General features: G+C 44.4%; 14 protein-coding genes. 9 read left to right on the plus strand and 5 right to left on the minus strand.

Annotated features, from left to right (window positions below):
• From EWV68_RS08095 to EWV68_RS08120, 6 genes are all read left to right on the plus strand, one after another.
• Positions 1-1763, plus strand: a 1763-nt coding sequence (locus tag EWV68_RS08095; protein WP_287169431.1) for a WD40 repeat domain-containing protein, incomplete at its 5' end; no start/stop codon positions are given.
• 279 nt (positions 1764-2042) lie between these two features.
• On the plus strand, positions 2043-2351 hold the full coding sequence (locus EWV68_RS08100) for a type II toxin-antitoxin system HicB family antitoxin (RefSeq protein ID WP_002754318.1): 309 nt from the start codon (positions 2043-2045) through the stop codon (positions 2349-2351).
• 2 nt (positions 2352-2353) lie between these two features.
• A complete protein-coding gene (locus EWV68_RS08105) occupies positions 2354-2569 on the plus strand; it encodes a type II toxin-antitoxin system HicA family toxin (RefSeq protein ID WP_287169432.1) in 216 nt (71 codons plus the stop codon).
• 205 nt (positions 2570-2774) lie between these two features.
• A complete protein-coding gene (locus tag EWV68_RS08110; RefSeq protein ID WP_002797026.1) occupies positions 2775-2972 on the plus strand; it encodes a hypothetical protein in 198 nt (65 codons plus the stop codon).
• Between the two features lie 86 nt (positions 2973-3058).
• Positions 3059-3286 carry a DUF8778 family protein gene (locus EWV68_RS08115; RefSeq protein WP_052277900.1) on the plus strand — a complete coding sequence of 76 codons (228 nt, stop codon included), beginning with the start codon at positions 3059-3061 and terminating at the stop codon, positions 3284-3286.
• The gene (locus EWV68_RS08120) at positions 3274-3564 is read left to right on the plus strand and encodes a hypothetical protein (protein ID WP_287169434.1); all 291 of its coding nucleotides are present in this window, start codon (positions 3274-3276) and stop codon (positions 3562-3564) included. The genes EWV68_RS08115 and EWV68_RS08120 overlap by 13 nt, the downstream gene beginning before the upstream one ends.
• 699 nt (positions 3565-4263) lie before the next feature.
• Here the strand turns inward: EWV68_RS08120 and EWV68_RS08125 are convergent.
• From EWV68_RS08125 to nifJ, 3 genes are all read right to left on the minus strand, one after another.
• Positions 4264-5472, minus strand: coding sequence for an ATP-dependent 6-phosphofructokinase (locus EWV68_RS08125; RefSeq protein WP_287169435.1), 1209 nt, complete (start codon positions 5470-5472; stop codon positions 4264-4266).
• Positions 5473-5658: 186 nt separating this feature from the next.
• Positions 5659-6684, minus strand: a complete 1026-nt coding sequence (locus EWV68_RS08130) for a dihydroorotate dehydrogenase-like protein (protein WP_104395596.1) — start codon at positions 6682-6684, stop codon at positions 5659-5661.
• A gap of 2 nt (positions 6685-6686) precedes the next feature.
• Positions 6687-10241, minus strand: a complete 3555-nt coding sequence (gene nifJ / locus EWV68_RS08135) for a pyruvate:ferredoxin (flavodoxin) oxidoreductase (protein WP_287169436.1) — start codon at positions 10239-10241, stop codon at positions 6687-6689.
• Positions 10242-10924: 683 nt separating this feature from the next.
• Between nifJ and lexA the strand changes: the two genes are divergently transcribed.
• Together lexA and EWV68_RS08145 are read left to right on the plus strand one after the other, a co-directional pair.
• Positions 10925-11539, plus strand: coding sequence for a transcriptional repressor LexA (gene lexA / locus EWV68_RS08140; RefSeq protein ID WP_002758280.1), 615 nt, complete (start codon positions 10925-10927; stop codon positions 11537-11539).
• Between the two features lie 129 nt (positions 11540-11668).
• A complete protein-coding gene (locus tag EWV68_RS08145) occupies positions 11669-11935 on the plus strand; it encodes a TIGR02450 family Trp-rich protein (protein WP_002737176.1) in 267 nt (88 codons plus the stop codon).
• Positions 11936-11947: 12 nt separating this feature from the next.
• On the opposite strand, the gene EWV68_RS08150 is transcribed toward EWV68_RS08145, so the two are convergent.
• Together EWV68_RS08150 and EWV68_RS08155 are read right to left on the minus strand one after the other, a co-directional pair.
• Positions 11948-13285 (minus strand): DUF4335 domain-containing protein, encoded by a 1338-nt coding sequence (locus tag EWV68_RS08150; RefSeq protein WP_287169438.1) that lies wholly within the window; start codon positions 13283-13285, stop codon positions 11948-11950.
• Positions 13286-13488: 203 nt separating this feature from the next.
• Complete coding sequence (locus tag EWV68_RS08155) at positions 13489-14028, minus strand: DUF3038 domain-containing protein (protein ID WP_061431805.1); 540 nt, start codon at positions 14026-14028, stop codon at positions 13489-13491.
• Positions 14029-14200: 172 nt separating this feature from the next.
• On the opposite strand from EWV68_RS08155, the gene EWV68_RS08160 reads away from it, so the two are divergent.
• Positions 14201-14598, plus strand: a 398-nt coding sequence (locus EWV68_RS08160) for an RNA-guided endonuclease InsQ/TnpB family protein (protein WP_287169439.1), incomplete at its 3' end; no start/stop codon positions are given.

Here is a 14598-nt window from a genome sequence, read left to right on the forward strand (position 1 = left end):
TCAATAGCGTGAGTTTTAGCAGCGATGGCAAGACTTTAGCGACCGGTAGTGATGACAAGACAATCAAACTGTGGAATGTTCAGACAGGTCAAGAAATCCGCACTCTCACTGGGCATAATGGTATTGTCAATAGCGTAAGTTTTAGCAGCGACGGTAAGACTTTAGCGACGGGTAGTGATGACAAGACAATCAAACTATGGAATGTTCAGACAGGAAAAGAAATCCGTACTCTCTCTGGGCATAATAGAGGTGTCACTAGCGTGAGTTTTAGTAGCGACGGTAAAACTTTAGCGACCGGTGGCTGGGATAATACTGTCAAACTGTGGAATGTAGAGACAAGAAAAGAAATCCGCACTCTCTCTGGGCATAATGGTATTGTCTTTAGCGTGAGTTTTAGTAGCGACGGTAAAACTTTAGCGACCGGTAGTGATGACAACACAATCAAACTGTGGAATGTGGAGACAGGAAAAGAAATCCGCTCTCTCTCTCTTTTTGATAATAGCAGTTTCAGAAGCGTAAGTTTTAGCATCGACGGTAATATCTTAGCAACCGGTGGTAGGTGGAAGACCACAATCAAACTGTGGAATATAGAGACGGGTCAAGAAATCCGCACTCTTACTGGGCATAATGGCGGTGTCTATAGCGTGAGTTTTAGCAGCGACGGTAAGACTTTAGCGACCGGTAGTGATGACAAGACAATCAAACTATGGAATGTTCAGACAGGAAAAGAAATCCGCACTCTCTCTGGGCATAATAGAGGTGTCACTAGCGTGAGTTTTAGTAGCAACGGTAAAACTTTAGCGACCGGTGGCTGGGATAATACTGTCAAACTGTGGAATGTAGAGACAAGAAAAGAAATCCGCACTCTCTCTGGGCATAATGGCGGTGTCTATAGCGTGAGTTTTAGCAGCGACGGTAAGACTTTAGCTTCTGATAGTAGTGACAACACAATCAAACTGTGGAATGTAGAGACAGGGAAAGAAATCCGCACTCTCTCTGGGCATAATGATATTGTTAGAAGCGTGAGTTTTAGCCCTGACGGTAAGACTTTAGCGACTGGTAGTGGTAACTTTTTATCTAGTAGTGACAACACTATCAAACTCTGGAATGTAGAAACAGGCAAGGAAATCCGCACCCTCAAGGGGCATGATAGCGCTGTCATAAGCGTTAGTTTTAGTCCCGACGGCAAGACTTTGGTGAGCGGTAGTAATGACAGCACCATCAAACTCTGGAATGTAGAAACAGGCCAAGAAATCCGCACCCTCAAGGGGCATGATATCTCTGTCAATAGCGTTAATTTTAGTCCCGACGGCAAGACTTTGGTGAGCGGTAGTCATGACAAGACTATCAAACTCTGGAATGTAGAAACAGGCAAAGAAATCCGCACCCTCAAGGGGCATGATAGCTATGTCTATAGCGTTAATTTTAGTCCCGACGGCAAGACATTGGTGAGCGGTAGTGCTGACAACACTATCAAACTCTGGAATGGGTCAACAGGCCAAGAAATCCGCACCCTCAAGGGGCATGATGGCTATGTCTCAAGCGTTAATTTTAGTCCCGACGGCAAGACTTTAGTGAGCGGTAGTGAGGACAACACAATTAAACTGTGGAATGGAAACAATGGCTGGGATTTAGATGCTTTAATGGGGCGTAGTTGCGATTGGGTGCGGGCTTATTTGCACAATCCTAATTCTGGTGTTAGGGAGGAGGATAGGCATTTGTGTGATGGGATTGGGGGTAAATCGTCAGTATCAGGATTTTGAGGATTAGAGGATTTTCAGGATGCTCAATCTTAAAAGATTGTCAGGAGTTTCCAAGTAAATAATCCAGTTAATCCTAAAATCCCGTTAATCTTGGTTTAGACTTCTTTGTGAGGATACAGAAGGATTATAGGGCGATGCAGAAGAGTTGTAGGACAATACAGAAAGATTGTAGGACAATGCAGGACTTAAACGCTTTAATGGGGCGTAGTTGCGATTGGGTGCGGGTTTATTTGCACAATCCTAATTCTGGCGTTAAGGAGGAGGATAGACATTTGTGTGATGGGATTGGTGAGGAGAAGTGATAATATAGTTACATATTATGGAGATTTAGAGAAGAAAATGATCTTACTCAATTATTGTGAAAAAGCTTTACAAAAAGCACAATACAAAAGGCTAAATGACGGTACTTGGTTTGCTGAAATAGAAGGCTTTCAAGGCGTTTGGGGAAATGGATTGACCGTTGAAGAATGCCGTCAAGACTTACTAGAAGTTCTAGAAGAATGGATCATTTTAAAATTACAAGATGGCGACCCTTTACCTATCATAGATGGATTAGAAATTAAAGTTACAACAGTTGCAGAAGTTTAGTTATGCCATCAGCAATTTCTCGCAGAAAATTAATCAGAAAATTGAAAGCTTTAGGTTACACAGGGCCTTTTTCTGGTAGTAAACATCAATTTATGAAAAAGGGTCAACATAAAATTCGCACCCCTAACCCTCATGGAAATCAAGAAATCTCTACAGATTTAGTTAAGGAAATTCTCAAACAAGCGGGTATTAGTGATGAAGAATGGGACAACAGTTAAACAGTATTGGTTATATATTTAGGATTTGATCTTTATGATTCTTTTCATATCGCTTGCGCTGAATATGCTAGAATAGACGTATTGTTAACCACCGATGACAGATTACTGAGAAAAGCCATAAAATACAGTAAATTATTGCAAGTAAAATTAGATAATCCTGTTACTTGGTTAATGGAAACTTTGCTATTACAAGGAGATGAAAACAATGACACCAATTGAGCTAAGACAAAAAGGCTATCAAGCATTAGTTAAAGAATTAGGACAAGTCGATGCTATTCGCTTTTTACAAGATACTGGATGGGGTTTTGGTGACTATACTCAAGAACGTCAACAGACCTTAAAAAATGTGACAAGAGCCGATTTTTGGCAAGATATTCAGGAGATTAGAAGTAAGCAGAATTAAATTTAATAGTGAAGGAAAATTAGTTGGCAAGGAAAAGTAGTTCACGATACGATAGACATTAGAGTCAAATAGCTAAAGAGATAACAATGGCTAAAATCTCCATTTCTTTACCCGATGAACTGGTTAATTACCTAGACCAGAAAGTAGAAGATAAAAGCATTTTCATCGCCTCAATTTTACAACAATGGCGACAACAACAAGAAGCAGAAGAACTCGCCCAAGCTTTTTTAGCAGTAGATGAACTAGAATTAGGATGGACTGACGAATGGCAAACAGCAGCGATTATCAACTCGGAAGCATTATGGCTGAAGTAAAACTGAGTTCTAAACATCTAAACTCCTTAAAAAAATTTATTGAAGACGCATTAACCGAAAGACGGCAAGAACTTCAAGAAGAAATTAAGCGCACTCAAGAACGAATAACTTTTTTTGAAAATAAGTATCAAATGCAGACACAAGAATTTCTCAGACGATTTGAAAACAATGAATTGCAGCATACCTTAGACTTTGATGAATGGATGGGAGAAGCTTGGATGCTAGAAGCTTTACTGCAAGACAAAGAAGAAATTGAGGAGATAGAATTTGTTGATTAATGACTATTTTCAAGAGATTAGACATCTCATTGAAGCTTGTCCAATAGTTCAATCTTATAACCTCATTACTGATAGTAGAAGTCTTTATGTAGGGTTTGCTGAAAAAGTACGGGCGAAGCATTCGGATAGAAAATCTCTGGTTTCACCGATAGGTTATTGCCCGAATGCTTCGCCCCTACAGGACGCGGGCCGATAATAAAAGTTTATGCTCAGAAAATTAATTAGGGCTGGCTGAAAAAGTAGGGGCGAAGCATTCGGATAGGAAATCTACGGTTTCAGCGATAGGTTATGCCCGAATGCTTCGCCCCGAAGATTGACAGAAAAGAATTTGATTCGTCGGGTTGAGAAGGATATACAGTTCGGGTTTATAATGATAAAAGTTTATGCTCAGAAAATTAATTAGGGCTGGCTGAAAAAGTAGGGGCGAAGCATTCGGATAGGAAATCTACGGTTTCAGCGATAGGTTATGCCCGAATGCTTCGCCAATCTTGCACCTGTTTCGCAAAATAGGCCCCTAAAACCCTTACCTCGTCTATATTTCACATTTATTCAGCAAGCCCTAATTACACTCTTTTAAAAAGTTTCTTTATTTCGACAGTAGCCGTCAGTATCTCCCGTAATTGTAGCGTTTAGAAATGCCTAATCTTAACCAATTAATAAAGCGAGAAAGTATGAGCAACCCTTCTCGCTTTATTATAACTAAACCAACGCCTCCACAGCCTGCGGAACTACTGCCGTCTCAGTTGTGGTATTTTCCCCTAGGTAAATTCCCAAAGAACGGGCTGTTTTGACGATAAAACCATCAGGATCCACGGGATAGGCACAGCGATGCTCTTGATGACATTGTTTGATAATTTTGATCACCGGTTTCAGGGGCAAACTACGCACTTGTCCCCCGCGCCAAATCACCACGCGATCGAGTTTTCCCTGTTCAATTAATTCTACGGCCTTAATGCCGAAAGCCGTGGCTAACAGTCGGTCCATGGCCAAAGGAGGACGACTTCTTTGCAGGTGTCCCAAAGACATGGCCCGCACATCCATGGAATTGAGATAACAGAAGACGGGATCGGTAACGCACAAAGAGCGAGTTTTGTCAAATATTAATTTTTCTAAATAATCGGCAATATACTTCTCTTTTTGGTTATCTTCGTTCTTAACACCCTCAGAAATCACAATGAGAGCGAATTTACGACCTTGAGCGCGTAATTGTGCCAAATGACGACAACAACCGTCGATAATTTCGGGAGTGAGAGCCGGGGTTAATTCGGGAATAAAAATCGCATCAGCCCCCCCGGCAATTCCGGCATGAAGGGCTAGATGACCGGCATCTCTACCCATCACCTGCACAATCATCACCCTTTCGTGACTAGCGGCGGTAAAGGTGAGATCATACAAAGCTTGAGTGACGATATCGACGGCAGTGGTAAAACCGACTGCCCATTCCGTATAGGGAACGTCATTATCGATGGTTTTGGGAACCGCGATAATATTCCAATTGCCTTTCTGGGCGAGATCGTAGATGATATCGATGCTCCCATCGCCCCCGACGACGATCAGGGCATCTAATCCCAGCATTTCGTATCCTTGCAGGATTTTCGTGGCAATTTCTGGGTTTTCGGGATGTCCTTTGCTCAAAGAACCCAAGACACTACCACTAAGAAACTGCAAAACGTCTAATCCTTTCAAGACCCCGGGTAGGTTATAGCCATGCTGAGTCAGGATCAAATCTTCGGGGTGATATTTTCCCTCGGCAATCTGCATAAAACCGTCGGTCCCGTAGGGAATGCCGTACACATCCCAACCCTTGAGTTTTGATGATTTCACCACGGCACGAATTACCGCATTTAACCCCGGGCAATCGCCACCACTGGTCAGAATGCCGATTTTTTTCTTTTGATTCTCGTTCATGGTTATATCCTCCAGGATTTTTTTTTCTTTGTCGGGAGTCGGGTGGGTGTTAGGGTTTTAGGGTTTTGGGGTTTTGGGGTTTTGGGGTTTTAGGGTTTTAGTTGAAATTCCCCATTCCCCCATTCCCCCATTTCCCCATTTCCCCATTTCCCCATTTCCCCATTCCCCCATTCCCACTTTCCACTTTTATTTACTGGTGGTTTGAAAACGTTTCCAAACAGGTTCGTAACTTTGCAGAGCTTTCATATACTGTACCCGTTCAAAAGCGGTCGGATCTGGGCAATTCATTTGACTCATACTGCCAATTAACTGCTCGATCGATTCGTATTCATTTTCTTCCAACCAATGCAATAAACCCTGTTCGATCTTGGTAATTTCCTCCAAACCGTGGCGTAATAAAACACTAACTAACATGGTCGCTTTTGCCCCCACCATCATCATTTTGATCACGTCGATGGCGTTATGAATACCACTGGTAGCGGCAAAATCCGTCGGTACACGACCGTAAAGCATGGCAATCCAGCGCAGGGGTAAACGCATTGCTTGGGGATTACTGAGGATAATATTAGGGTGAACATCTAAGGTTTCTAAGTCGATATCCGGCTGATAGAAACGGTTAAATAATACCAACCCATCGGCCCCCGCTTCCGCTAATTGTTTAGCCATATTGGCCGTATTGCTAAAGTAGGGACTTAACTTCATCGAGACGGGAATCGATACCTCCGATTTGACAATTTTGAGGATATCAATATAGTTTTGTTCGACGTGATTTCCGGTTAATTCCAGGTCGTTGGGAACATAATAAACATTCAACTCCAAAGCATCAGCGCCCGCTTGTTGAATTTGAATGGCATACTCCAACCATCCCCCAGAGGTCTCACCGTTGAGACTGGCAATAATGGGAATATCGACCATTTCTTTGGCTTTGCGAATATGGTTGAGATATTCGTCGGAACCAACGTGAAAAACCTCCGGTTCGGGAAAATAAGTCAAAGCTTCCGCAAAACTCTCGGCTCCGTGGGTAAAATGATGGTGTAGAGCCAGTCTTTCCTGTTTAATCTGCTCCTCGAAAAAGGAGTGTAAAACCACGGCAGCGGCCCCAAAGTCTTCCATTCTCTTGATATTGTCGATATCCTCGCTCAAGGGTGCGGCCGCACCGATGACTAGCGGCGATCGCAATTGTAAACCCATGTAGGTAGTGTGTAGATTCATAACTATTCGTTGCTCCCTGTACCTTTTGCTGCTAAATACTGATACATTTGCCAGCGCGTATCCACATCTGCTTGTGCTTCTTTGAGCAGACGTTTAGCTTCCTCCGGCTTACTGGTGGCCAACATCTTAAAGCGATTCTCCGAGTAGAGAGTTTGCGCTACGGTAAGCTTAGGCGCACGGCTGTCCAATTGTAGGGGATTTTTGCCTTCTTTAGCTAAATCGGGATGATAACGGTACATTAACCAGCGACCGCTTTCCACCACTTCTTTTTGATGGTTCATGGCGGTGGTCATGTTGATCCCGTGAGCAATACAGTGAGAATAGGCGATAATTAACGATGGCCCGTTGTAAGCTTCCGCTTCTAGGAAAGCTTTGATAGTTTGCTCGTTTCTTGCCCCCATAGCCACGCTGGCCACATAGACGTTACCGTAGGTCATGGCCATTAAACCGAGGTCTTTTTTCGGTCCTGGTTTGCCACCAGAAGCAAATTTAGCTACGGCGGCGCGAGGAGTAGCTTTCGAGGCCTGGCCGCCCGTATTCGAGTAAACTTCCGTATCCATGACCAAAATATTCACATTGCGACCACTGGCTAAAACGTGATCTAAGCCACCATAACCGATGTCGTAGGCCCAACCGTCACCCCCGACAATCCAGACGCTTTTCTTGACCAGATAATCGGCCACGGATAACAACATTTTCACCTGCGTGGTCGGGGTTAATTCCCCTAAACGGGATTTTAAGGCCTCTACCCGATGCCGTTGTTCGTAAATTTCCGCTTCATCGACTTGGTGACAATTGAGAATATCTGCCGCTAGACTTTCTCCGATTTCACTAGCGAGGGTTCCTAAGAGTTCTGCGGCAAATTCTGCCTGTTTATCGATGGAAACTCGGAATCCTAAGCCAAATTCGGCATTATCTTCAAAGAGGGAATTCGACCAGGCCGGACCGCGACCTTCGGCGTTAACTGCCCAGGGCGTTGTCGGTAAATTACCTCCGTAGATAGATGAACAACCGGTGGCATTAGCCACTATCATGCGATCGCCAAATAGCTGACTGACTAATTTAACGTAGGGAGTCTCACCACAACCGGCACAAGCACCGGAAAACTCAAAGAGAGGTTCCTGCATTTGCTGATGGTTAATTTTATTGAGATTTAGGCTTAATCGGTCTGGATTAGGCAAATTAAGGAAGAAATCCCAGTTAACTCGTTCCTGTTCCCGCAGGGGCAATTGGGGAGCCATATTAATCGCTCTTAGACGTGGTTGCGATTTGTTTTTAGCGGGGCAAACATCAACACAGAGACCGCAACCGGTACAATCTTCGGCGGCCACTTGGATGGTGAATTTTAGCCCTTTCCAGTCGTGATCCTTGGCATTCGCGACTTTAAAGGTTTCCGGGGCCGTGGCTAATTCGGCCTCATCATAAACTTTCGAGCGAATAACGGCGTGGGGACAAACGAGAACGCATTTACCGCACTGAACACAGACATCCGCATCCCAAACGGGGATTTCTTGGGCAATATTGCGTTTTTCCCATTGGCTAGTGGCGGTGGGGTAAGTACCATCGTTGGGAAGGGAGCTAACGGGCAATTCATCCCCGTGACGGGCGATAATTTTGCCGAGGACTTCTCGGACGAAAGCGGGTGCAGTGTCGGGAATTGGTGGTCTTAATTCAAAAGCTTCAGGGGTGACAGTGGCGGGAATTGGGACTTGATAGAGGTGTTCTAGGGCAGAATCCACAGCTTTGATGTTCATCTGCACGATTTCTTCGCCTTTCTTGCCGTAGGTCTTGCGGATGGCTTTTTTGATTTGTGCGATCGCATCTTCCCGCGACAAAACCCCCGCTAGGGCAAAGAAACACACCTGCATCACGGTATTAATCCGACTGCCCATCCCCGCTTCTTTGGCTACTTGAGTCGCATTAATCGTATAAACTTGCAGATTTTTATCGATGATAGTTTGCTGGAGATGGCGGGGTAAGTGACTAAACACCTCCTCCGGTGGATAGGGACTATTGAGGAGAAAAATTGAGTTCGATTTAGCGGTTTCTAGCAGATCAAATTGTTCGACAAATTCCCACTGATGACAGGCGATAAAGTTAGCATCGGTGATTAAATAGGTAGAGCGAATCGGATGGGGGCCAAAGCGTAGGTGAGAAACGGTGACAGACCCAGATTTTTTGGAATCATAGACGAAATAACCCTGGGCATAATTATCAGTATCTTCACCGATAATTTTAATTGAATTTTTGTTAGCTCCCACCGTACCATCGGAACCTAAACCGTAGAAAACCGCCCGCACTACTTCGTCCGGTTCGGTGGAAAAACTGCGGTCATATTCCAGACTGGAAAAGGTAAGATCGTCAACGATACCAATAGTGAAGTGATTTTTCGGTTTGTCGAGACTTAAGTTATCAAATATACCGGCAATCATGGCTGGAGTAAATTCTTTGGAAGATAAACCGTAGCGTCCTCCCACAATTTTCGGCAGCTTGCCTTCGTACTCTTCCATAAAGGCATTTACCACGTCTAAATATAGCGGATCGCCCCCGGCACCGGGTTCTTTACAGCGATCTAAAACGGCTATTTTTTTCACTGTAGTGGGCAAAGCTGCCAGTAATTTGTCGGCGGCAAAGGGACGATAAAGACGAACTTTTAAGACCCCAACTTTAGCCCCATTTTGATTGAGATAATCCACGGTTTCATGGACGGTTTCCCCTCCCGATCCCATTAACATAATCACTCTTTCGGCATCGGGCGCACCGTGGTATTCATAGAGATGGTATTGCCGTCCTGTTAATTGGGCAAAACGATCCATAATTTTTTGAGTGATATCGGGACAAGCATGATAGAAAGGATTGACGCTTTCCCTTGCCTGGAAATAAACATCGGGATTTTGTGCCGTGCCTCGTAAAACCGGTCGATCGGGAGTTAAAGCTCTTTGACGATGGGCAATAATTAGGTCTTCATCGATCAGTTCTTTGAGAGTTTCATCGCTAATTAATTCGACTTTTTGCACCTCATGACTGGTACGAAAACCATCAAAAAAGTGCAGAAAAGGAATCCTGGTTTCTAGGGTGGTAGCCGTGGCAATAGCCGCCAGATCTTGAGCTTCTTGAACGGAATTAGCCGCTAACATAGCCCAACCCGTACTTCTGGCAGACATGACATCACTATGATCCCCAAAAATTGACAACCCTTGGGCTGCTAAAGCACGGGCCGCCACATGAACCACTGAAGAGGTTAATTCCCCCGCAATTTTGTAGAAGTTGGGGAGCATTAATAATAATCCCTGCGAGGAAGTGAAAGTGGTAGTTAAAGAGCCTGTTTGTAGCGCTCCGTGCAGGGTTCCCGCTGCCCCACCTTCGCTCTGCATTTCGATTACGGAAGGGATGGTTCCCCAGAGATTAGCTCTGCGTTCGGCTGCCCAACTATCGGACCATTCACCCATAGGCGAGGAGGGAGTGATAGGATAAATAGCGATTACTTCACTGAGACGATAGGCAACGCGTGCAACAGCTTCGTTACCGTCTATGGTTGCATAGGTTTTTTTGGTCATGTGTTCCCCTTAGTTTTTACGATATTTGTCGGGATTTTAAGTTTTTTTACGGCTCAATTTCGCACTAAATATCCTCTCGTTTCCCTGACAACCGAAGGATTTTCTTTGAGCGTCGCTTTTGACTCCCTATCTACTATTGGACGCTTACGGCAGACAGGCTTAAGTAGAGCGATTTTTCTGTCTCCACCTCGATCATTATCCAGATTCTTGGCTTTCTAGCAATTCGTTATTTTTTCTTAATACGCTGCTGAGTTTGCCAGCAACCGACCCTGGGGTTAATTAATATTGAGAATTGAGATAAAAATTAATGATACTTTTAAAAAAAAAGTGCTAGGTCAGAAGATAAGCTGTTGACTATCTAAATTACTCGTTAAGACTGTCTATGAGCAGGGAGAAGGAATTATGAATTATTAATTAGGGTTTGCGGCAAAAAGTTTTTCGGTGGGGGCAGGGTGTGGGGTGTAGGGTGTGGGGTGTCGGAAGAATAAATAGAAATAATCCCCTGTCTCCTGTCTCGGAGTCTCCTGTCTCGGAGTCTCCTAACCAACCACGACAATTTTTGATTTTTGCCAGAGATCTAATAACCAGTTGATTTAGTCAGCCGATGAAGTTAAGATGTACTAGGTTAAACACAAATGAACTAAAGTACAAATTATCTTAACCCAAGCATAGGAAAATAGATCATGACTAACCTCGAATCCCTTACTCAAGCGCAACAGGAGTTGTACGACTGGCTAATTGAGTATATTCGCACTACTCAACACGCCCCTTCCATCCGGCAAATGATGCGAGCAATGAATTTACGCTCTCCCGCACCGATTCAAAGCCGTTTAGAACGTTTACGCGCCAAAGGCTATATTGATTGGACAGAAGGAAAAGCACGCACCCTGCGGATTCTCAAACAACCAGTGCAAGGTTTACCGGTTCTAGGTGCGATCGCTGCTGGTGGTTTAGTGGAACCCTTCACCGATGTGGAAGAAAAACTCGATCTTTCTAACCTGTTGCAACGCAGTCAAGACTGTTATGCTCTGCGGGTTTCCGGAGACAGTATGATCGAGGATCATATTGCCGATGGGGATCTGGTGATTATGCGTTCTCTCACGGGTAATGAAGCGGTGTCCAATGGGGAAATCGTCGCCGCTAGAGTCGAAGGCCACGGTACTACTTTAAAACGTTTCTACCAAGAAGGAGAAATCATCACTCTCCAACCCTCTAATCAAAAATATCAACCAATTACAGCCAATACCGAACAAGTACAAGTACAAGGGGTTTTGGTTGGTGTTTGGCGCGGTTATTAGCTAAAACTGGGGCGCACTTAAGCGCCCCGATAATTTTTCCTCTCCTTGGCTCCTGGAAAAGAATCGGGTTGGCAAACTAGGATAATATAAGGGTTTCAGCCTATCCCGAACTCAGGTGTCTTAACTTTTATGCCCAAAAAACAGAAGTATCCCCATCTCTTGGGGTCAAAATGGACGGCAAAACAAAAAACATGGGGCTGGCGACATTTTCAAGTGGTCAATCGTCAAAATCGCGGTCAATGGGTTTTTGCCGAATTAGTCGCTTCCTGCGATCCGACTGTCCGCTTCTGGATTAATGCTAAACAGTTGCAAGACGCGAATCTCTGGCAATCAGGTTGGCAAACCCTAACGGAAATGAACCAACCCGACAGCGCCGACGAGATTATTGTTAATTAAATGCAGAACAGCCTATTGCTGTTCCATAAAAGTCCGCACCGTACCATCAGAACCAAGAACTAGACGCAATTGGGGATTACCGGAGATATCGAGGGGAGACACGAAAGGTTGATTAAGCAGGGGCATATTAGTGCGATCGAGATAGATTTTCGCCGCCTGTCCCAAGGGAATAATCTGTTTTAGGGAACCATCCTGATTTAAGACCAAACGGTACTCTAGAGTATGCTTGAGACTTTCCGGCGGTTGCCAACGGGATTGAAAATATTCTCTGGTTTCTGCCACTTGGGGAATTGTATCTAGTAAATTCGTCTCTGGGGCTTTAGCAGTGCTTGTGGGCGGTTTGGGGTCTAAATTGACATTTTCGGGGTTAATAGGGCTTATAGGCGGTAAATTGGGCAATTTTGGCGGTGCTGGAGTCGGATTCATCGTGGTGGGGGGAAGATTTGCCAGTGCATTTGTACCCTGAGCGCCAGTGACGGGGGGGGCAGTAATCGGGATTTTCTCATTATTCGGTTCAATTACGATCGCCGTGCCGCCAGGACGCGAACCTGTGACTGGTGGCGGCGGTAAAGTGGGCGGCGGAATCACCAGGGGGACGCTAGAGGGCCGAACTGGGGCTGGAACGGTTCCCACGGGTGGCGGTGGCGGTAAAGGGGTTTTATTGCCCAAATTTGCCGGTAACTGCGGGTTTGGGGCGGCCGTTCCCGTGGGGGGTAAAGGCAGCGTTGGCAAGGGTTGGGGAATCTTGGCACTATTGGGATCAGTGGTTAAATCATTGTTGGCCACTTGTTGCTGTTGATAAAATGCGATCGCTATTCCCCCGATAGTTATTAGGGCTGAGGCGATTAATCCCGTCCACATCAGGGCATTTTTTCGAGTTTTCTGGCGAATTAATGGGGGTATTAGGAGGCTTTCATGGTTATATTCCCCTAAAGCATTGGCTAGATCGAATAATTGCGATGTGGTTAATTCGATCTCCTGTTTATCCCGATCGGTTAGCAGGGAACCTAAAAATAATTGATGCTGCAGAAGTCCCTGACAACGGAGAGAAGGCAAGGAGGGGAGATGGCTTTCGGGGGAACCACTAGCCACGAAAGAGAGGGTAGAAACGGGACTAGAGAGTAAATTCTGCACATAATTAGCGACAATTTCCCCTAGGAGTTGTAATTGTGTGCGATCGCCTTTGATCGTCACCTGTTTTTCCTCACTCAATCTAGGATCATCAAAGCGCAATTGAAAGTGGGCATCGTTTAAGACATTTTTACCTAGCCAAACCGCCAGAGGCGAACTATTTCCCCAAATTTCTAGGGTACAGGTGGGGGGTGTATATTTGCGAATTAGATTACTCATTTTTAGTTATCGGTGGGAATTATAAATTATGAATTATGAATTATGAACTGGGAAGCTTTTTTTCAGTGTTGCCAAAGGCACGGCGTAGCCGTCCAGTAAACAGTAAACAGTAATCGGTGAACTGAAAACTTACATCTGAAAACTTACATCTGATAACTTATATCTGATAACTGATAACTGATAACTGATAACTGATAGCCTTTTTACTTTTTACTTGCCAAAAGGTTGTGCCAGAGAAGGAGATGACTGCGGGGGCTGCTGTAGAACAATAAATCGATTAATAATTTCCAGGCTAGGGAAATCAGGCTAGAATCACTGAGATTATTTTCCGATATTTCTGGGTATTTTAAGCGAAAATTAGCGATATAATTGCCCAAAAGCGTGGTTTTGACTGGTTCTTGTCCTTGAGTTCCCACTTGTTCCAAGAGAATTACGGCGCGACGGATTAACTCTTGCTTTTTTTGGGCTAGATGACAGAGGAGGAGAACTAGAGAACGGATGTCCGCTAGGGAGAGGTTTGACTGGGGTTGCCAGTAGTGGGCAACTAGGTGATCGCTTGTATCCAGATCTAAGGCTAATTCCTGGGCTGCTTGGGTGATAGACTCGGAGTCTAAATTAGCTAGAGAGACTAAAGCTGCCAAAATCAGGTTTAAATAGCTATTAATATTCTCTAACTGCTCGTTACTGGGTGAGATAGCTAGGGGTAAATCCTCACCCGTGGAGGACTCGGCAGACTGAGGCATAGTCAAGGACATAGATAATAAGGAATTGCCAGCAGAAAAACTTGGGTTTAGGAGAAAAAATCACTGGTTCTAAAGTGTCATCGCCAATTTTGGCTCTGAAACCCCGCTCTCAAAGGACGGCTTTACTATGAAATAGTAGCGCATTTACACGATATATGCTAGAATGTGAGATATGGAGAAAGCCTATTCGTTTCGATTTTACCCCACAGCAGAACAAGAGTCGCTATTGCGGCGCACTTTGGGCTGTGTAAGATTAGTTTACAATAAAGCTCTCCATCTCAGAACACAAGCATGGTACGAAAGACAAGAAAGAGTAGGATATACTGAAACTTCTTCGATGTTGACTGAGTGGAAAAAACAAGAAGAATTAGAGTTTTTGAATGGGGTTAGCTGTGTTCCTTTACAACAAGGTTTAAGACACCTACAAACAGCTTTTACTAACTTCTTTGCCGGTCGTACTAAGTATCCTAGCTTTAAGAAAAAACATCAAGGAGGAAGTGCCGAATTTACCAAATCTGCTTTTAAATTCAAAGACAGACAAATCTATTTAGCTAAATGCACAGAACCTTT

Source organism: Microcystis sp. M_QC_C_20170808_M9Col, from assembly GCF_007095495.1.
GTDB classification, from domain to species: Bacteria; Cyanobacteriota; Cyanobacteriia; order Cyanobacteriales; family Microcystaceae; genus Microcystis; species Microcystis aeruginosa.

Excerpts from the sequence above, each read along its gene's own strand:
- EWV68_RS08100 (WP_002754318.1), top strand. The coding sequence starts at position 2,043 with ATGGGATTGGTGAGGAGAAGTGATAATATAGTTACATATTATGGAGAT.
- EWV68_RS08105 (WP_287169432.1), top strand. The coding sequence starts at position 2,354 with ATGCCATCAGCAATTTCTCGCAGAAAATTAATCAGAAAATTGAAAGCT.
- EWV68_RS08110 (WP_002797026.1), top strand. The coding sequence starts at position 2,775 with ATGACACCAATTGAGCTAAGACAAAAAGGCTATCAAGCATTAGTTAAA.
- EWV68_RS08115 (WP_052277900.1), top strand. The coding sequence starts at position 3,059 with ATGGCTAAAATCTCCATTTCTTTACCCGATGAACTGGTTAATTACCTA.
- EWV68_RS08120 (WP_287169434.1), top strand. The coding sequence starts at position 3,274 with ATGGCTGAAGTAAAACTGAGTTCTAAACATCTAAACTCCTTAAAAAAA.
- EWV68_RS08125 (WP_287169435.1), bottom strand. The coding sequence starts at position 5,472 with ATGAACGAGAATCAAAAGAAAAAAATCGGCATTCTGACCAGTGGTGGC.
- EWV68_RS08130 (WP_104395596.1), bottom strand. The coding sequence starts at position 6,684 with ATGAATCTACACACTACCTACATGGGTTTACAATTGCGATCGCCGCTA.
- nifJ (WP_287169436.1), bottom strand. The coding sequence starts at position 10,241 with ATGACCAAAAAAACCTATGCAACCATAGACGGTAACGAAGCTGTTGCA.
- lexA (WP_002758280.1), top strand. The coding sequence starts at position 10,925 with ATGACTAACCTCGAATCCCTTACTCAAGCGCAACAGGAGTTGTACGAC.
- EWV68_RS08145 (WP_002737176.1), top strand. The coding sequence starts at position 11,669 with ATGCCCAAAAAACAGAAGTATCCCCATCTCTTGGGGTCAAAATGGACG.
- EWV68_RS08150 (WP_287169438.1), bottom strand. The coding sequence starts at position 13,285 with ATGAGTAATCTAATTCGCAAATATACACCCCCCACCTGTACCCTAGAA.
- EWV68_RS08155 (WP_061431805.1), bottom strand. The coding sequence starts at position 14,028 with ATGCCTCAGTCTGCCGAGTCCTCCACGGGTGAGGATTTACCCCTAGCT.